Here is a 19,025-nt window from a genome sequence, read left to right as displayed (position 1 = left end):
GCCGCCTTTTGCCATGAGCATGAATATGCATAATATCCAGCCCCCCAAGAGGTACACGATGCGGCTCTTTCTTCTGGCCTGCCTCAGCGGGTTCATTTTGTTATTGTCCGGCTGCAATGGCGCGGCCGACGGTAGCTCCCTGGTTCCAACACCCACGCCGACGCCCACTCCGGCCCCAACGCCAATACCGACTGGCGATAACGTCATGGCGGTGACCGTGGACGCCGGTCCGGGCAATTTGTCCTCGTTATCGCTGAATGTGCCGACAGTGAGTGTGACCATTTGCGCGCCGGGTACCGCGCAATGCGTCACTGTGGACCACATTCTGGTCGACACCGCCTCTACTGGTTTACGCCTGATGGCCAGTGCGCTGGGCAACGTCAACAGCATCCTGCCGCAAGCCACGGTACCAGGCGCCAGCACCACACCGCTGGTGGAGTGCTACAAGTTTGCCGACGGGTTTATCTGGGGACCAGTCAAAACCGTGGATGCCACTTTTGGTGGCAAGACGGTCAGCAATCTGTCCATTCAGGTCATTGGCGACAGCACTTATGCCAACACGGTGCCCACCGGCTGCAGCAGTGGCGGTAGCCCGGAAAACGACGTGAACTCTTTTGGTTCCAACGGCGTACTGGGCATCGGCAATATCATCCATGACTGCGAAAGCCTGTGCACGAGCCCCACCAGCCCGTACCTGGAGGACTTTTATTACGGTTGCTCGGTACCAGGTAACTGCATCGCCACCGCCGTGCCGCTGGTCGCCCAGATCATGAATCCGGTGTCACTGTTTGCCAGCGACAACAATGGCGTGGCAATGACCATGCAAACGGTGCCAGCGACGGGCGCGAGTACCGCAGCGGGGTTCCTGATCTTTGGCATCGGCACGCAGTCAAACAATGCGCTGGGCAGTGCCACGGTTTATCCAATCGATGCCAATGGCTTGCTGAATATGAGCTACCAGAGCAAGACCTACTCAAACAGCTTCCTCGATAGCGGTTCCAATCTGTTGTTCATGCCCTCAGCCACGGGGATTGCCATATGCACCGGTACACTCCCCGGCTTTCTCTGCCCAACTAACGCGATCGCCGCCAATGTGACCGTTACCGGCATCAACGGCACGCCCAGCAATATCGTTGGGCTGAGCATTGGCAATGCGCAAACCCTGCTTGGCAGCAACAGCTTTACGGCCTTCAATAATGTGGGTGGCAATAACGGCACCGGCGGCATTGATCTGGGCATGCCGTTCAACTATGGCCGCACCGTGTTCACGGCATTTAATGGTGCGTCGACCAGCGCTGGCAGCGGGCCTTTCGTAGCGTTCTGATCTCTTCTGATTCAGTTCCGTGACAACCACAACGTCGCTCCATTTCGGGGCGACGTTTTTATTTGTGCAGGGCAAACAAGCTGCATACGTTTTAGCCATCGTCTCTGGCAAACCGACGACCGTCGTGACTTTCCCGCCGTCCGGGCCTAAGCGGCCCGTTCCAGTCTTTATGCCGATATAATATGCGGCGGAGATGACATGCCGGGCTCACATGGCTTGGCATTGTTTTTGCTGCACATCTGCATTGCGTCTGAATACCCCGGACGTCGTTACACTCAATGCATACTCAAAACACCAAGGAACTAGAATCATGAAGGCGTTGTGGCTGGGCTTGTTTGCCCTGATCTGTGTTTCTGCGCATGCGGAACCGGGCATTACCGACTCTGAAATCGTACTGGGCCAGTCAGCCGCGCTCAGCGGACCGGCAGCGGAGCTGGGTAAAGGGGTCAATCGTGGCGCCAAGGCTTATTTTGACTGGGTTAACCAGCATGGCGGCGTCAATGGCCGCAAGATCAAACTGGTCGCGCTGGATGACGGCTACGAGCCGGATCGCGCTGCTGCAAACACCAAGACTTTCATCAAAGACCAGCCGGTATTTGCATTGTTTGGCTATGTCGGCACCCCGACATCCAACGCTTCGCTGCCGCTGATCAATCAGGCCGCAATACCGTTCATTGCCCCGTTCACCGGTGCCGACAGCCTGCGCAATCCGCTGAATCACAACGTGTTCAATGTGCGTGCCAGCTACCGCGACGAAGCGGGCGAGATTGCTGAATCCATGAAAAAAATGGGCATGTCGAGCATCAACGTGTTCTACCAGAACGATGCTTATGGTCAGGCTGGTTTGAAGGCCATGCAAGAGGCTTCAGCCAAATACGGTATCAAGCTGAACGCGCTGGCTACCGTGCAGCGTAATAGCACCGATGTCAAAAAAGCGGTGGAAGACTTGGTGGTGAAGAACCCGGCCAACGCCGTATTTATGGTCACGGCCTATAAATCCAGCGCGGCGTTCATTACCGCTGCGCGCGCCCACAACTACATTGGGCCGTTCTATAACGTCAGCTTTGTGGGTACTGAAGCGCTGGTGTCGGAACTGAAAAACGATGGCAGCGGCGTGATTGTGTCGCAAGTCATGCCCACACCGTACAACCCGACCAAACAAGTGACCATTGAATACGTCAAAGCGCTGACTGCCGCTGGCGTAAGCAACGTCGACTACCCCAGCCTGGAAGGCTACATCGGCGCTCGCGTCATGGTGGAAGGCCTCAAGCGGGCCGGCAAAGCCCTGACCCGCGAGAAACTGGTAGCGGCACTGGAAGGCCTGGGTGATTACGACATGGGCGGTTTCCGGGTCAAGTTCTCCAGCACCAATCACAATGGTTCGAGCTTTGTGGATTTGACGGTGGTGGATCACGACGGGCGTATTCATAGCTAACGCGGGTGTATTCCAGCGACAAAAAAAACCGACCCCTGAGGTCGGTTTTTTTATGTCCAGGCTATGCGTTGCCTGCCTTGTTTGTCCCGCAAACACTCATGCAAATCCAGGTTCCATGCCGTTGCGCGGCTTAACGCACGATGCGCCCATCATGACTGTAAATCGTCATGCGTTCTCCTCGCACAAACCCCACCAGCGTCACCCCGGCCTCCCGCGCCAGCCGCACTGCCAGCGCAGTGGGCGCCGAGATCGCGGCGACAATGCCAAAACCGGCAGCTGCCGCCTTGTGGACGATCTCATACGACGCCCTTGAGCTGATCACCAGCACGCCATCACGGGCCACCGTGCGCGCGGCGGCGCCGATCACCTTATCCAGCGCGTTATGGCGGCCAACGTCTTCGCGCACCAATATCTGCCCATCGCGCCACCATCCGGCCGCGTGGGCGGCGCCAGTGGCATTGTTCAGCGGTTGCAGGGCGCACAAGTGCTCCATGGCTTGCAGCACGTCTTGATACGCCAGGCTGACCGGGTTAACCACCTGCGCCACTGGGCGAATTGCGCTTTCCAGTGAGTCTTGTCCGCACAGGCCGCAACCGGTACGCCCCGCCAGATTGCGACGCACCTGTTTGAGCTGGGCGAAGCGTTGTTCGGTGATCTGGATTTCCACGGTCATGCCGTTTTCAGCGGTTATCAGTTCGATATCCAGCAGTTCACCGGGTTTCTGGATAATGCCCTCGGTCAGCGAAAACCCCAGCGCGAAGTCTTCCAGATCAAGCGGGCTGGCCATCATGACCGCATGCGAGATGCCGTTGTAAACCAGCGCCACGGCAGTTTCTTCAGCGAGAATTTCCGTGCGCAGTTGTGCCTGACCGTGATCGATACGGATCGCGCCCAGCGGCTGCGTGGTGGCGGGTATCGCCAGCGTTATTGTGGACACAGAGCCCTCCCCGCCGCTGTCAGCCAGACGATGCGGCGTTTGTCGTCAGTTCTAACTTCAACCAGACCGATGCCGCCCGCCTGGGTGTCCGATGCCAGTACCGTCAACGCGCGATTAAGCTGGCTCATACCCAGCGCCAGCTTCTTGCCAATCTGGTGATCGGACAAACCGTCGCGCTCGGCCAGCAGAGCCACGATGGCCACCAGCGTTTCTTCCATAGTTCCTTCGTTATGCTGCAACGCTCTCGCTCAACGTCAGTACCACCGGCACCGATTTGGATGCCGGCGTGCGCGCCCGATCAGCCATGCTGTCCAGCGGCACGAGGTTATTGGTTTCCGGGTAGTAGCTGGCCAGACAACCTTGCGGGATATCGTACTCAACCAGCAAGAAGCGTTTGGCCACGCGCTCGCCGTCGTGCCACACGGAAGTCATATCCACCCATTGTCCGGCGCTGAAGCCCAGTGCGGCCAGATCGGCCTTGTTGATAAAACACACGCGGCGTTGCCCAAATACCCCACGATAGCGGTCATCCAGGCCGTAAATGGTGGTGTTGTACTGGTCGTGGCTGCGCACGGTCATCAAGTTGAAAATGCGGCGCTCGGCATGCTGTTTGCGCAGGGTGTTGATGGGCAAATCAGTGGGCACGGCGTGGGCGATAAACCCGGCCTTGCCACTGGCGGTGCGCCAGTCACGATCACGCGCTGAGTTGCCCAGATAGAACCCGCCCGGCACGTGTACGCGCGGGTTGAAGTCTTCAAAGCCGTCGATCACCTGCGCGATCTTGTCGCGAATGCGGTCGTAATCTTCAATCAGCCACAGCCACGGTGTTTTGCTCTGTTGCAGCGTCGCGGCGGCAAGTCGCGCCACAATGGCGGGCTCGGATAGCAGATGTTCCGAGGCCGGTGCGTTCATCCCTGCAGAGATATGCACCATGCTCATCGAATCCTCGACCGTCACCCCTTGCGCGCCAGCGGCCTGGATATCCACTTCGGTGCGCCCCAGGCACGGCATGATCAGCGCGTCTTTACCGTGTTCCAGATGCGAGCGATTGAGCTTGGTGGTGACGTGTACGGTGAGATCACACTGGCGCAAGCCCTGGCGAGTACGGTCCGAGTCAGGCGTGGCGGTCGCAAAGTTGCCGCCCATGCCAAAGAACACTTTGGCCTCGCCCGCCAGCATGGCTTCAATGCCACCAACCACATCGTGGCCATGTTGTTGCGGCGGCTCAAAATCAAACGCCTTGCCCAAACGCGCCAGAAACGCGGGCGAAGGTTTTTCATAAATGCCCATCGTGCGGTCACCCTGCACATTGGAATGTCCGCGCACCGGGCAGGCACCGGCACCGGGCTTGCCGATATTGCCTTTGAGCAACAACAGATTGGTAATCGCCTGGATGGTCGCCACCGAATGCTTGTGCTGGGTAATGCCCATGCCCCACGTGCAGATGGTGGCTTTGCTGGCCATGTAGATGGCAGCGACCTCGCGAATCTGCGCCTCAGTCAGACCGGATTGTTCTTCAATGGTGGCCCAGGTTTCGGCGTCCAGCGTGGCCTTGAAGGCATCAAAACCATCGGTATGTTGCGCGATAAACTCGAGGTCCACGTCGCCCGCTTCCAGCACTGCTTTGGCAATGCCGGTCGCCACCGCCAGATCGCCGCCGATGCGTAATTGGTAATAACTGGAGGCAATCTGCGTACCGTGGGTAGACAGCATGTCGAGCGGGCTTTGCGGATCGGCAAAGCGTTCCAGCCCGCGTTCGCGCAGCGGGTTGAACACCACAATGCGGCAGCCGCGTTTGGCCGCTTCACGCAATGTGCCCAGCATGCGCGGGTGATTGGTACCGGGGTTCTGGCCAAAAATGAACAACGCTTCAGCGTGGTCAAAGTCTTCCAGCGTGACCGTGCCTTTGCCGATGCCAATCTGTTCTTTCATGGCGGTGCCGGAAGGCTCGTGGCACATATTGGAACAATCGGGCAGGTTGTTGGTGCCGTATTCGCGGATAAACAACTGGTACAGAAACGCCGCTTCGTTTGAGGTGCGGCCCGAGGTATAAAACAGCGCTTCGTCCGGGCTGGCCAGCGCGTTCAAATGTTTGGCCGTCAGCGCAAAAGCGTCATCCCAACTGGTAGGTACGTAGTGATCGGTGGCGCTGTCGTAGCGCATGGGCTCGGTCAGGCGGCCTTGTGCTTCCAGCCAGTAATCATCGTGCGCCGCCAGATCGGCAACGGTGTGCGCGGCAAAAAATTCGCGCGTCACCCGGCGCTCGGTGGCTTCGGCGGCAACGGCTTTGGCACCGTTTTCACAAAACTCGAAAGTGGAATGATGATTCTTGTCGGGCCAGGCGCAGCCCGGGCAATCAAAGCCATCAGGCTGGTTGGAATGCAGCAAGGTGGTGATGCCGCGCGCGACCACACCTTGCTCATGAATATGATGCAGCACGCTGCGTAATGCACCCCAGCCGCCTGCTGGGCCTGCATATAACTTGATTGCCTGTCTGGACATTCACTCTACCTCTGACAAAACTGCTGACAACAACGGGCTGAAACATCATTCAAGCACGAACTGGTGAACAAATCGAACTGCAATAAACCCGAATTTCCAAAACGCTGTGGTCAAAAGTCTGCCGCCCCGCCAGGCACAAGCCAGACGGGGCGGATGGGCTAACCAGATAAACCTGGTTTAGCTAAACAAAGCGGCAGTTTTCTTGATGGTCTGAACTACACCCCATGCCAGCGGCAGCAGCACATATGCCCACAATATCAGGCCTTTTACTTTGGTCATGACTTAATCCTCTTTCGAAACAAACCGTGCATCAACGTTCTTGACGAACGCATTGCAGATGAACCCCAGCACCAACAAACCGGCCATCACGTACATGGTGGTGTTGTAGGCCGACGCTTTGGCCACGCCCTGGCTGATCTGGTAATCACGCATGTAGTTCACGATCACCGGGCCCAACACGCCAGCCACCGACCATGCGGTCAGCAAACGGCCATGAATCGCGCCCACATAACGTGTGCCGAATTTGTCCGAGAGATACGCCGGGATGGTGGCAAAACCGCCGCCATACATCGACAGGATCACGGCATACAGCACCACAAACAGCGCCACGCTACCGGTAGCGCCAGCGGTCGGCACCAATGCGTACAGGAAAGCACCCAGCACGAAGAACACCAGATAGGTGGTCTTGCGGCCGATCACGTCAGATACGCTGGACCACAAGAAGCGCCCGCCCATGTTGAAGATGGACAACAAGCCGACAAAACCCGCCGCAGCGGCCGCCGAAACCGAGCCCTTGAACACTTCCTGAATCATCAGCGAAGCCTGGCCCAGCACGCCAATACCGGCCGTCACATTCAGGCACAGCACGGCCCACAGCAGCCAGAATTGCGGGGTTTGGGTGGCGGTGTCGACTTCAACAAAGGTATTGCTGGCCAGTTTTTTCGGGTCTTGTTTTTCAACAAAGCCTTCTGGCTTCCAGCCCGGTGCTGGCAGGCGCACGGTGAAGGCACCAATCAGCATAGACAGCGTGTAGATCAAACCCATCACCACAAAGGTCTCGGCAATGCCGGGAGTGGTATCGGTTTTGAATCTTTCCATCAGCATCACGGCCAGTGGCGCGCCGATCATGGCACCACCACCAAAACCCATGATGGCCATGCCGGTTGCCATGCCGCGACGATCCGGAAACCACTTGATCAGGGTCGACACCGGCGAGACATAACCCAGCCCCAGACCGATACCGCCGATCACGCCGTAGCCCAGATACAGCATCCACAGTTGCTGCAGATAAATACCTAACGCGGAGACCAGAAAACCACCGCCAAAGCACACGGCAGAAGTAAACATGGTGGCACGCGGGCCAACCCGTTCCAGCCATTTGCCACCAAAGGCGGCAGACAAACCCAGGAATACGATGGCGAGCGAGAAGATCCAGCCCAGTTGCGGAATGCTCCAGCCATAGGCTTTATTGAGCGGCGAATTGAAAACCGAAAAAGCATAGGCCTGGCCAATCGACAAATGAATGGCTAACGCGGCCGGTGGAATCAACCAGCGGTTGAATTCCGGCTTGGCTATGCTCTGACTTTTATCCAGTGTTGCGGCAAAACTCATCTATTTCCCCTTTTAGTTTTAAGCCGTACCAACACGCCGGTCATGGCAAAAATGTGGCGTGCAAGAGGCATGGGAGACTTTGTTTACGAATACCCGAAAGGTGCGGCGACGGGCGCGCAGCCAAGGCAAGCTGACTGTGTCTACATATAATAACGCGCTTATATGCAAATGAAATTATATAGCCAATAAATCCGTTTATCTCCTACGAATGGTCTGGTGACGGGCGTCACAACCGGACTGGGAGGTAATGAATGGGCGGGTGCAGCCGCTCATAAAAAAACCGCACGCTCAATGGCAGTGCGGTTTTTGTCACAGCACACCGCTTACGGCGGGCCGGGCAACATTCCAATTTTCTGCGGCAGTGGCTACTGCACGCTGAACTCGATCCGCCGGTTATGGGCACGGCCTTCTTCGCTGCCGTTATCGGCAATGGGCTGATCTTGCCCTGCTCCTTGCGCATGCAAATTGCCGGCAGTTACGCCATGCGCCACCAGGAACACCACCACCGAATTGGCGCGCGCCAGTGACAGCGTTTTGTTGGCAGTGGCATCGCCGGTATTGTCGGTGTGCCCGGTGATGAGGATGTTGCGGCCATCATCCTTGAGCAAATCAGCCACCACCACAAGCCGCGCCTGCGCTGTGCCGGGGATTTGCGCCGAGCCAGTCGCAAATTCGATGGTTTCTTCCAGCAAGGCGTTCGATGGAGCCAGTGCAGCAACTCCGGCCTGCGCGTTTACGGTCAGATTAGCCTTCACGCTGGCGTCTTTCACAAACCAGCCAGGCAATCCGGACAAAATCGCTTGTTTGAGCGGCTCGCTGCCGGCGGTGCCATTCAGCGCAATCACGCCATCGCCCAGTTTCAGATCAAAGTCCGCCAACTGGCGCAAGCGCGCCAGGATGTCCACCGGACGCGCCAGCCACCACAGCGGTGCGGCATCTGCGCTCACGGTGATGTGATCGACCACTTTGTCTTCGCCCCACAGCACGCGGGCTGGTTTGAGCAAGCGCTGATGTGTTTTTTCGTCGGGCACGATACCGGTGAGCGTGAGGACGCCAGCGGCCTGGGTCAGTTGCACCTGACCGAGCGCCAATTGCCCGTTTTGTGGTGCGACCGCTACCGCTGACGCCACATTGGCGGCCATGGGCTTGGGCGCACTGCCGCCGCGCACGGTGTACCAGGCGGCGCTGCCCGCAACGATTAACGCCACTGCCAAAGCGATGGCGACTCCGGCGTTTTGATCCTGATCTTCAGAAAACATGTGCAAGGTCCGTGGGTTGGTTAGTGTGGTCCGACCGTTCAACAGCCGCCGCTGCGCTGTAATGCGGCGGACAAAATGTCGGTATAGAACATAAAGCGTATGCCTCGTGTCAGATATCGGAGTTTTCCGGGCAAGTGGTATCGTGACGATATCCCCGCCCTCTTCAAAAAAGCGCTGACACCGCAACTGCGCTTGCTCTTATCGAGCCGACCAGGAACACACATGGCCAAAACGCTGCTGAACCACATCCACACTCTGGTCACCATGGACGACCAGCGCCGCGAGCTGACCGACGCCGCCGTGCTGGTGCATGACAACCAGATCGTGCGCGTCGGCAGCGCCGCCGATCTGGCCAATGAAGTGGTCGATCACACCGTTGATATGACTGACCATCTGGTGCTGCCGGGTTTGATCAACACGCATCACCACATGTACCAGTCGCTCACCCGCGCCATTCCGGCGGCGCAAAATTGCGAGTTGTTCGACTGGCTCAAAGCGCTTTACCCGATCTGGGCCGGGCTCACGCCGGAGATGATCCGCATCTCTACCCAGACCGCGATGGCCGAATTGATGCTGTCGGGCTGCACCACGGCCAGCGATCATCTTTATATCTACCCCAACGGTTGCCGCCTGGATGACGCCATCGAAGCCGCACAGCAGATTGGCATGCGTTTTCATGCTAGCCGTGGTGCCATGAGTCTGGGCGAGAGCAAAGGCGGTCTGCCGCCGGATCGCGTGGTGGAAGACGAAGCGTTTATCCTGCGCGATACCCAACGCTTGATTGAGCAGTGGCATGACGCCAGCCGTTTTGCCATGACCCGCGTGGTGGTGGCGCCATGCTCGCCGTTCTCGGTCACCACCGACCTGATGCGTGAATCAGCCGACTTGGCGCGCGCGTATGGCGTGAGCCTGCATACGCACCTGGCAGAGAACCACAAAGACATCGCTTTCTCGCAAGAAGTGTTCGGCAAGACGCCGACGGAATATGTTGAGGACTTGGGCTGGATCGGTCATGACGTCTGGCATGCTCATTGCGTGCAACTGGACCAACACGGTATCGACCTCTTTGCTCGTAGCGGCACCGGCGTGGCGCATTGCCCATGTTCCAATATGCGACTGGCCTCGGGTGTGGCACCGATCCGGCAAATGCTCGATGCCGGAGTCAAGGTCGGACTTGGTGTGGATGGCAGCGCTTCCAACGACGGCGGCCATATGCTGAACGAAGCGCGCCAGGCTTTGTTATTGCAGCGCGTGCATCACTGCCGCCCGGATGTTCTCAGCGCACGCGAGGCGCTGGAAATGGCCACTCGCGGCGGCGCGGCGGTGCTGAATCGCGATGATATCGGCCAGATTCGCCCCGGCTTTGCCGCAGATTTGATCGCGTTTGACCTGAACACGCTGTCCTTTGCCGGCGGCTTGCATGATCCGGTTGCGGCCTTGTTGCTGTGCGCATCGTCCGACGTCAGTTTCAGCATGATCAATGGGCAAGCAGTGATCGTAGACGGACAGCTGCAAACGCTGGAACTCCCTACCCTGATTGGGCGTCACAACGCTTTGGCCCGGCAATTGGCCAATGGTGACACCCGCCGTTAACGTAATCCGATGACGTGTTTGCTGCCCATGGGAGGCTCGGCCATGAAGCTGATCATGCAAGTTCTGCTGTGTGCGCTGCTGCTGGCCGCCGCGCCTTTACTACAAGCCGCTGAAGCCGTGACCAGCGTGCCCAATGTCGAACTGGATCGCTACCTGGGCAAATGGTATGAGATCGGCCGTCTGCCGATGTACTGGCAGCGTAAATGTGTTTCGGACACGACCGCTGAATATGGCAAAGGTGAAAACGGCAAGATCACCGTCACCAATCGGTGCCTGCACGAAGATCACAAACCGGACGTCGTGACCGGTAGCGCTGTGGTAGTACCCAACAGCGGCAACGCTCAGCTGAAAGTCACTTTTTTCTGGCCGATCTCTGGCAATTATTGGGTGATCGGGCTGGATCGGGATTACCGCTGGGCGCTGGTCGGCACACCCAATCGCAAATATCTGTGGCTGCTGTCGCGCACGCCGGTGCTGACGCAAGCCGATACCGATGCCGCGCTGCAAATTGCCCATCGCGAAGGCTATGACATGTCCCAATGGATCGTCACACCGCACAGCCAGCCCTGACAGCACGACTCGCCAGCGCGCCTATGATAAATAACGTTGGACTGTGACACGTCCAGTTACGCAAAAGGTGAACCATGAAAGCAATCTGGAACGATGTCGTCATTGCTGAAAGTGACGATACCGTAGTGGTCGAAGGCAATCATTACTTTCCCGCCGGCGCGCTGGACCACTCGCTCGTCATCCCGAGTAACACGCACACCATTTGCCCATGGAAAGGCGAAGCCAGTTATTACACGCTATCGGTAAACGGCAAGCTCAACCCCGATGCTGTCTGGTATTACCCGGAGCCCAAAGACGCGGCCAAATCCATTCTCAATCGCGTGGCGTTCTGGAAAGGTGTACGGGTCGAACCGTAAGCGGTTTCGCCCCACCTGGCCTTGGCAGTCTGTAGGGATTGCGACAGCGGCTGCGCATTTTGCGCCAAATCGCACACGCCACTGGTTACTCTGCCAGGCAGGCTGGCAATGCATTGCTGGTCCGCCGCACATGGCATGCTTTGTGCCTGCCCATGTCGTAATTATCCAAGCCAGTTTGTAACTCCGCCCTACAAGGAAACTCCGTGCCCAGCTTCAGTTTTCGACGTTTTGCCCCGGCCCTGCTGTTGCTGGCCTGCGTGTTGCCACCATTAGCCCAAGCCGATGCAGCGCTGGACCAGATCATTGCCGGGCCGCAGCGCAGTGAAGCGCACCGCGCTCGCGATGTGTACCGCCACCCAGCTGAAACACTCAATTTCTTTGGGCTGAAACCCGATCAAACCGTGGTGGAAATCTGGCCCGGCGGCGGTTGGTATACCGAGATTCTGGCGCCGTATCTGCGCGAACATGGCCGTTATTACGCCGCGCAAGTCGCACCTTCGGACAATGCGGAACGCAATGGCGAAATTGACGCGTTTGAAGCCAAGCTGGCCAGCGACCATGAGCTTTATCGGAATGTGGCGGTGGAAACGCTTTCCCCACCGCAATTCACCGATATTCGCCCGGCAGGCGGCGCCGATCTGATCGTGACGTTTCGCAATATCCATAACTGGCTGAAAGACGGCACCGCGCAAGACAGCTTCAAGGCGTTTTATACCGCGCTCAAATCCGGCGGGATCTTGGGCGTAGAAGAACACCGCGCAGCACCAGGTACCAGCCTGGAACAGATGATCAAAACCGGCTACGTAACTGAGGAACTGGTGATCAAGCTGGCGAAAGACGCCGGTTTTGTCTTGGCCGCCAAAGCCGAAATCAACGCCAATCCCAAAGACACCAAGGATTATCCCAAAGGCGTTTGGACTCTGCCGCCCGGTTATGCCGCAGGGGCGCTGGATCATGAGCGCTATCAGGCCATCGGTGAATCTGACCGCATGACGCTCAAGTTCATCAAACCGGGCGCAATTGCCAAGTAATGCGAGCCGCAAGTGCGGGCAGATCGATTGGTCGTCTGCCCGCATTTAATACACGACTGTTCAGTGCAATCAACGAGTTAGCAGCCCAACGCAGAACCGTTGCCTGACTCAAGCTTCACCACCATCAGACCGCTTGTTCGCTACGTTCATCCCTGTTTGAAATGCAGATTGCCAAGGCCTGGATACACTTTGCCTGCCTTGTACTGCAAGGCTCAAGAAAACAAACATAAACCAGAGTTAGAGGATGAACGTGATGAACAAACCGCAACTGCGCCGTTTGGCGCGCCTGTGCGCGCTGACGTTTAGCGTGTCCCTGCCGCTGTTGGCAACGGCAACCGAAAGTTACGCCGCTACCCCCACCCCAACCGCGTGTTACGCCACCTGGAATGCAAACACTGCATACGTGGGAGGCGCCACCGTGAGCTACAACGGGGTGAATTACAAAGCCAACTGGTGGACGCAGGGCAACAATCCTGCCACCAGCAATGGCGTCATTGGCACCGGCCAGCCATGGACGATTGTAGGCAGCTGCGGCGCGACGCCGACTCCTACGCCGACTCCTACGCCGACTCCTACGCCAACCCCAACACCTACTCCGGTGCCAACGCCAACTCCGACTCCGACCCCGGCACCTACCCCAACGCCAACGCCAGTACCGACGCCGACACCGACACCGACACCGACGCCGACGCCGACGCCGTCGTCGGTCACCACCACCGGCACTATCAATTTCCACTTGCTGCTGGGCGCGGGTACGGCACAAGACAGCATGACGCTGGATGGGGATAACTACACCGACCTGATCATGTCCAACATCATCGCCGGTGTGATGTATGGCCATCTGGTGAACGAGTATTACCCTGGCATTCAGTACAACAAGGACTATATGTACGGCTCGATATTGGGCCAGTTGCTGCAGGAAAACCTGGAAACGCAGGTGTACAAGAACACCAGCAATCTGATTGATCCGTCACCAGATCAGCAAGCCGTGATGGGCAATGGTCAAGGCGGCCCATACCAGATCAACAACTACGCGGCCGATATGGTGTCTGGCAGCTACACGCCAGGCGGTCACTCGCTGATCAACTATATTGCCCTGCAAAAGAGCATTGGTTACACCATGGCTACTGCTTCTACGCAGTACAAACAGGTGACACCGCCGTCGTTCAACGACAAATACTACGGTCCGATGCTGACCGGGTATTTCCACTACAACGACTTCGTGGCGTTGATTGTGACTGGCACCGGCACCGGTGGCTGGACCACGCCGTGGCAACCGGCGTTTAACAACGCGCTGGTCAACTTCAAGAGCTTGCCGAACAACTTCTTCGAAGTCTTGCTGAACGTGGCCTATAACCAGGGTTATTACGGCACGCTGATGTCCAGCTACAGCACGCTGGGCGCTTCGGCCACACCGGCGACGGTCACCAGCGTGAATGACTGGAGTTCGGTCTGGGGCAAGTCGGATACGTACCAACAGTATCCGTACCAGGTGCGTTACTACCTGAACCAGTTCTACGATCTGCCGATCCCGACCACCAGCGCCACCACGCTGGTTACGCCGCAAAATCATGTGGCTTTCAACATGACCACGCTGGGTAGCGTGTTCAGCAACGTGTTCACCACGCTGTCTTATGTGAACAGCTCGGGCGTGGGTGCGTTTATCCCGGCGGCATCGGCACAGGCCGCGTTCAACACCGCATTGGCGCAGAACAGCGTACCGGCGGGCACCACGCTGGATTTGAGCAACACCGCCAACCGGGCGCAGATTTTTGCGATTCTGGAAGACGCCATTGCCAATCTGGAAATGAGCCTGGGCGTGCAATTTAACGCCACCACCACCGCGCAAATCTGATCTCAATGATTTGTGGGTAAGCAGGTAAAACAAAGCGCGCTGTCCTCACCGGCAGCGCGCTTTTTTACGTCAATCCAGTCTCATCAGCCACCTTCAGCCAATTTTGACTGGTTCGCCAGAACGCGCACTGGCGTAAATGGCATCCAGCAATTCCATCACAATCAAACCTTCTTCCCCACTTGCCGGATGTGGCCGATTGGCCAGAATGGCCGCCGCATATTCATACATGCCGGAATTGGCTTCCCCAACCGGTGGATGCACGTGGATATCCAGTTGCGCGCCGTGTTGCTCGGTAAAGATGTGCGCGTCAAACGTGTAGCCTTCGTTCACGTTCTGCTGCAGCAGACCAGCTTTGGTGCCCAGCAAGCGCGTTTCCATCAGGTCAGCCTCTTTGATATTGGCCGCCCACGATGCCTCCAGCGCCAGCGTGGCGCCGTTATCAAAGCGGATAAACGCCGTGGCCAGGTCTTCCACATCAAAGGTCTTGCCCGATTGGCGCGCCAGTTCACCGGCAATGGGATTGTAGGTATTGCCCATCACCCAAACGGGCTTGGGATAACCCATCAGCCACAGAGCCAGGTCCAGCCGATGCACGCCCAAGTCGATAAGCGGCCCACCGCCCGATAGCGCCTTGGTGCCAAACCAGCCACCAAAGCCCGGCATGCCACGACGGCGATGCCAGACGCTGCGGCCAAAGTAGAACTCACCAAATACGCCTGCGTCCACCTGTGCCTTGAGCGCTCTGGATTGCGCACTGAAGCGGTAGCTGAAGTTGATCATCAGCCGCTTGCCCGTACGTTCGGCAGCGGCCAACATTTCGCGCCCTTCCGCCGCACTCATTGCCATTGGCTTTTCACACAACACGTGGCAACCGGCAGCCAATGCCGCCAGCGTCAATGCTTTATGAAACTTGTTAGGCGTGCAGATGCTGACCACGTCCAGCTCGCCCGTTGCAAACATTTCTTCGGCAGTTGCAAAGCGCCCGGCAATGGCGAATTCGTCGCCAACGGCTGCCAGCCGCGCAGCATCCGGATCGGCAATGGCGACGACGTCAACCTGCGGATGCTCGCGCCAGCCCTGGATGTGTTTGCGCCCGATACCCAGCCCCACAATCCCCACCCGCAAACGTTGACCGGTCGGCGCCGCTATTTGATTACCCATACTCATCCAATATCTCCCTTACCTTGCGCGATGCCTACTTTGGAGAAACTCACAGCTTTCTGGCTAATGGGCTCCAGCGCAGGCGAATTGGGGCAGTGATCCACCAGATTCACCCGAGGCGCGGCCCACTGCACGGCATTGGCCAGCACACGTTGGACGTTGGCGTCGTAATAAGTGGGATACGCCTCGTGGCCTGGGCGGAAGTAAAAAATCCGCCCATGCCCACGCTCCCAACAACAGCCAGAGCGGAACACCTCGCCACCCTCGAACCAGGAGATAAACACAATGCTATCCGGCTGCGGGATATCAAAGCGCTCGCCATACATTTCTTCATACGGCAGCTCAAAATATTCGCCGAGGCCAGCGGCGATGGGATGCGACGGTTCCACTACCCACAAGCGCTCTTTTTCATCGGCCTCGCGCCATTTCAGCGAACAATTGGTGCCCAGCATGCGGCGGAATATCTTCGAAAAATGCCCCGAATGCAGCACGATCAGACCCATGCCTTCCAGCACGCGCTTTTGCACCCGATCCACAATCGCATCGTCGACCTGGGCATGCGCTTTGTGGCCCCACCAGATCAGCACGTCACAGGCGTCCAGCCGATCCTGGGTCAGCCCATGCTCGGCCTGATCAAGCGTGGCGGTGGATATTTCCAGCGGCAAAGCGCCAGGGTTCAGCCCCGGCGTTTGGCGCAAGGCGTCGGCAATGGCCATGTGTAAACCGTCAGGGTAAATGGCCTGCACGGCCGGGTTCTGCCGTTCATGCTGAAATTCGTTCCAGACAATGACAGAAATACTGGTTTTCGACACAATCACTCTCCAGTGAGATGCTGCGCATTCAAGCGCGGAACAGTTCAGATCAGTTCAGCGCAAAATCGGCCATAAGCCATTATTTATAACAGATCACCATTCACCGTTGCGGCAAGCGGTAGTGCAAGATTAGCCGCCACGCAGCGTGCCTCTCAATCTGAATTGCTGCGACAAAACTGCAAAGAATGCTAAAAAACCCGGATAGTCGTCTGAACCTGGCCAATGCGGCCAGCCCGTTCAAAAGCACCCGCACCAGCGCGCCCGAGCAGGGGCGGGTCATGCGGCAATATCTGTCGGATTTTTTGCAGCGGCTGGCGAGCGGTACACAAGTCATTCGCCGCCCACCTGCCGGTAATGACACGCTGGCGCGGGGCGAAGGCCATTTTCATCTGGCACCGGAGTTGTTCTTGCAGGTCAGTGGCAGCACGCAATTTCGCTTTGGCGATGCCAGCTTGTTGCTGGAGCCCGGTCAGGTACTGATCTTGCCGCCGCGAGTGTTGCACGCAGAGCGTATTCCGTCTCAAGACGCCGCCAGCCCGTTTCGCAATGTGGTGATTTACGCTGAAGGCACCGCACTGACGTGTCATCTGGCGCACGAAATCGAACCCGGCCGCCCCGGCATTTTGCACCTCGAAGCACGGCTGCATCCGCAAGCGCCGCATATTCATAACTGGCTGAGCGACGCAGCCAGGTCTGGCGCAACATCTGCCGCCACCGACGCGACGACGAGCTGGGCCAATACTCAAACTCGCGCCTTGATTGCCGCCGCCACAGCCGGGGTTTTACAAGCACTGGACGATGCCGACACTGAGGCCCGCCCGGAGCCACCGCTGGTAGCTCGCGCGCGCGTACTCATCAAGAACCAGTTGGGTGATCAGCAACTGAGCGTGCGCGGTCTGGCTGAACAATCGAACTGCACCGCCGACTATCTCTCGCATGTGTTCCGCCAGACCACCGGAGAGCATCTGGCCGCATTTATCACGCGTTTGCGCATGGAGCGCGCCGCCAGGCTATTACGGGACCCGACGCTGGCGGGAAAAGAGATCGCCTGGGCGTGCGGCTACGCCACGCAAAGCTATTTCATTCGCACTTTTCGCAGCCACTTTGGCATGACGCCAAAAGACTGGCGCAGCAGCAATGTCGAACCAGCTTGACCCGATATCACGCGAATGAAGTTCAGCCAAGCTTGAGCGGCAGGACAAGGCGAACCACCAGGCCCGGCTGATTTTGTGGCTGGTCGAGCACGATGCTGCCGCCATGCAGGGCCACGGCTTGCGCCACCAGCGACAACCCCAGGCCGCAGCCCTCCTCGCCCGCGTCGGCGTTGCGAAAGAACCTGTCCAGCACGCGAGCGCGCAATTGCTCGGGAATCCCCGGGCCGTTATCTTCAACCTGCAACTGCACGCCATCGGCCACCCGTTGCAGGTTGACGTTGATACTGCTCTGGCTGGGGCAATAGCGGATCGCGTTTTCCACCAGGTTACGTAACGCGGTCACCAACGCCACCGCATGACCTTCAATTTGCAACGCTGGCGGCGCGGTAAAGCTTAAATGCTGGTCTTTCGCTGCAGCTTGCCCGGCGAGTTCGCCCAGCGCATTGCGGCACAGGTTGACCAGATCAAATTGTTCGCGCGGCAAGCGCTCTGCCCGATCCAGCCGGGCCAGTGCCAGCAATTGCTCCACCACATGCGCCCCGCGCTTGGCGCCATCTTGCAATCCCTTCAAGGCATGCAAGCGCCGTGCTTCGTCTTTCGAGGTCTGCGCCACTTCGGCTTGCACCAGCAATGCGGCAAACGGCGTACGTAACTCGTGGGCCGCATCTGCGGTGAAATTGCGTTCTTTTTCCAGCATGACGTCGACACGATCGAGCAATGCGTTGAGTGCGATCGCCGGTTTTTGCAATTCGGCCACCAGCGTTTCAGAGTCAAAACGCTGAGGATTGCGTGGATCAAACTCGTCCAGATCTCGCGATAGTTTCTGCAAGGGCAGCAAGCCACGACGGATGCTGATCACCAGCGCCAGTGCCAGACATGGCACACCGATCAACAACGTGAGAACTTGCCGCAGCACCAGCAAACGCATGAACTGGTCGTGATCGTGATAATCCTCCATCACCCGCACCAGAAAGTCGCCGTCCTGATCCCACTGCGCATAGGCCCGCCATGCCGTACCAGCGAACTCGCGGCGCAGAAAACCGCCTTCGCGGGTAAATGGCCATGCTGGCGCATTGGGTGAGGCAAACAACAATCGACCATCCGGGGCCCAGATTTGTACTGCAATCGGCCCCGTCGGCAATTGCGCCGCATCGCCCGAACGCAACCGATTGGGGCGCGCTTCATCCAGCTCAAACGCCAGCAGTAACTGCGCGCTTTCCTGCAGGCGCCGGTCGAACCAGCCTTCACTGCGTTTACGCGCCATCACATAGCCCCAACCCAGCGCCACCGTGGCGATGAGAATCAGGCTGATCAAACAATAGCTGAGCAGGCGGCCAGCAATGGAACGCGGAAAATGGAACATTGGCAGTGGGCGTTTACGCAAAAAAAAGTTGATGGAAGTGGCCAGCACTATAGCCCGAGATG

At 58.0% G+C, this 19,025-nt stretch carries 15 protein-coding genes and 1 pseudogene; 8 read left to right on the top strand and 8 right to left on the bottom strand.

Annotated elements, in window-relative coordinates; all coding sequences use genetic code 11:
• Positions 1-58 precede the first annotated feature (58 nt).
• On the top strand, positions 59-1,324 hold the full coding sequence (locus N7220_RS15910) for a DUF3443 family protein (protein ID WP_283148499.1): 1,266 nt from the start codon (positions 59-61) through the stop codon (positions 1,322-1,324).
• Positions 1,325-1,634: 310 nt separating this feature from the next.
• Positions 1,635-2,759, top strand: coding sequence for an ABC transporter substrate-binding protein (locus N7220_RS15905; RefSeq protein WP_283148498.1), 1,125 nt, complete (start codon positions 1,635-1,637; stop codon positions 2,757-2,759).
• Between the two features lie 130 nt (positions 2,760-2,889).
• Here N7220_RS15905 and fdhD read toward each other — a convergent pair whose 3' ends face one another.
• The 5 genes and pseudogenes from fdhD to N7220_RS15880 form a co-directional block, all read right to left on the bottom strand.
• Positions 2,890-3,696 carry a formate dehydrogenase accessory sulfurtransferase FdhD gene (fdhD, locus tag N7220_RS15900; RefSeq protein ID WP_283148497.1) on the bottom strand — a complete coding sequence of 269 codons (807 nt, stop codon included), beginning with the start codon at positions 3,694-3,696 and terminating at the stop codon, positions 2,890-2,892.
• Positions 3,684-3,914 (bottom strand): helix-turn-helix domain-containing protein, encoded by a 231-nt coding sequence (locus N7220_RS15895; RefSeq protein WP_283148496.1) that lies wholly within the window; start codon positions 3,912-3,914, stop codon positions 3,684-3,686. The genes fdhD and N7220_RS15895 overlap by 13 nt, the downstream gene beginning before the upstream one ends.
• Before the next feature lie 10 nt (positions 3,915-3,924).
• Entirely contained in the window at positions 3,925-6,198 is a 2,274-nt protein-coding gene (locus N7220_RS15890; protein WP_283148495.1) for an FdhF/YdeP family oxidoreductase, read from the bottom strand.
• Positions 6,199-6,375: 177 nt separating this feature from the next.
• Positions 6,376-7,809: pseudogene (locus N7220_RS15885) on the bottom strand (L-lactate MFS transporter).
• Positions 7,810-8,174: 365 nt separating this feature from the next.
• Positions 8,175-9,068 (bottom strand): OmpA family protein, encoded by an 894-nt coding sequence (locus N7220_RS15880; protein ID WP_283148494.1) that lies wholly within the window; start codon positions 9,066-9,068, stop codon positions 8,175-8,177.
• A 222-nt stretch (positions 9,069-9,290) separates the two neighbouring features.
• Between N7220_RS15880 and N7220_RS15875 the strand changes: the two genes are divergently transcribed.
• The 5 genes from N7220_RS15875 to N7220_RS15855 all read left to right on the top strand — a co-directional run bounded on the left by N7220_RS15875 (position 9,291) and on the right by N7220_RS15855 (position 14,473).
• Positions 9,291-10,661, top strand: a complete 1,371-nt coding sequence (locus N7220_RS15875; protein ID WP_283148493.1) for an 8-oxoguanine deaminase — start codon at positions 9,291-9,293, stop codon at positions 10,659-10,661.
• A gap of 42 nt (positions 10,662-10,703) precedes the next feature.
• Positions 10,704-11,231, top strand: coding sequence for a lipocalin family protein (locus N7220_RS15870; RefSeq protein ID WP_283148492.1), 528 nt, complete (start codon positions 10,704-10,706; stop codon positions 11,229-11,231).
• Between the two features lie 74 nt (positions 11,232-11,305).
• A complete protein-coding gene (locus N7220_RS15865; protein WP_283148491.1) occupies positions 11,306-11,587 on the top strand; it encodes a DUF427 domain-containing protein in 282 nt (93 codons plus the stop codon).
• Positions 11,588-11,790: 203 nt separating this feature from the next.
• Positions 11,791-12,618: a class I SAM-dependent methyltransferase gene (locus N7220_RS15860; protein WP_283148490.1), complete on the top strand. Its 828-nt coding sequence runs from the start codon at positions 11,791-11,793 to the stop codon at positions 12,616-12,618.
• A 253-nt stretch (positions 12,619-12,871) separates the two neighbouring features.
• Complete coding sequence (locus N7220_RS15855) at positions 12,872-14,473, top strand: carbohydrate-binding protein (RefSeq protein WP_283148489.1); 1,602 nt, start codon at positions 12,872-12,874, stop codon at positions 14,471-14,473.
• A 93-nt stretch (positions 14,474-14,566) separates the two neighbouring features.
• Here N7220_RS15855 and N7220_RS15850 read toward each other — a convergent pair whose 3' ends face one another.
• Both N7220_RS15850 and N7220_RS15845 read right to left on the bottom strand, forming a co-directional pair.
• Positions 14,567-15,640: a Gfo/Idh/MocA family protein gene (locus N7220_RS15850; RefSeq protein ID WP_283148488.1), complete on the bottom strand. Its 1,074-nt coding sequence runs from the start codon at positions 15,638-15,640 to the stop codon at positions 14,567-14,569.
• Positions 15,637-16,446, bottom strand: coding sequence for a ThuA domain-containing protein (locus tag N7220_RS15845; RefSeq protein WP_283148487.1), 810 nt, complete (start codon positions 16,444-16,446; stop codon positions 15,637-15,639). Before N7220_RS15845 ends, N7220_RS15850 begins: the two co-directional genes overlap by 4 nt.
• 185 nt (positions 16,447-16,631) lie before the next feature.
• On the opposite strand from N7220_RS15845, the gene N7220_RS20845 reads away from it, so the two are divergent.
• Complete coding sequence (locus N7220_RS20845) at positions 16,632-17,600, top strand: helix-turn-helix transcriptional regulator (RefSeq protein WP_283148486.1); 969 nt, start codon at positions 16,632-16,634, stop codon at positions 17,598-17,600.
• Positions 17,601-17,622: 22 nt separating this feature from the next.
• Here the strand turns inward: N7220_RS20845 and N7220_RS15835 are convergent, their stop codons facing one another.
• Complete coding sequence (locus N7220_RS15835; protein ID WP_283148485.1) at positions 17,623-18,963, bottom strand: ATP-binding protein; 1,341 nt, start codon at positions 18,961-18,963, stop codon at positions 17,623-17,625.
• Between the last annotated feature and the right edge of the window lie 62 nt (positions 18,964-19,025).

It is taken from the genome of Silvimonas soli, from assembly GCF_030035605.1.
GTDB lineage: Bacteria > Pseudomonadota > Gammaproteobacteria > Burkholderiales > Chitinibacteraceae > Silvimonas > Silvimonas soli.
Note: the sequence above shows the minus strand (reverse complement) of the source record. Positions and strands in the feature narration are given on the sequence as shown.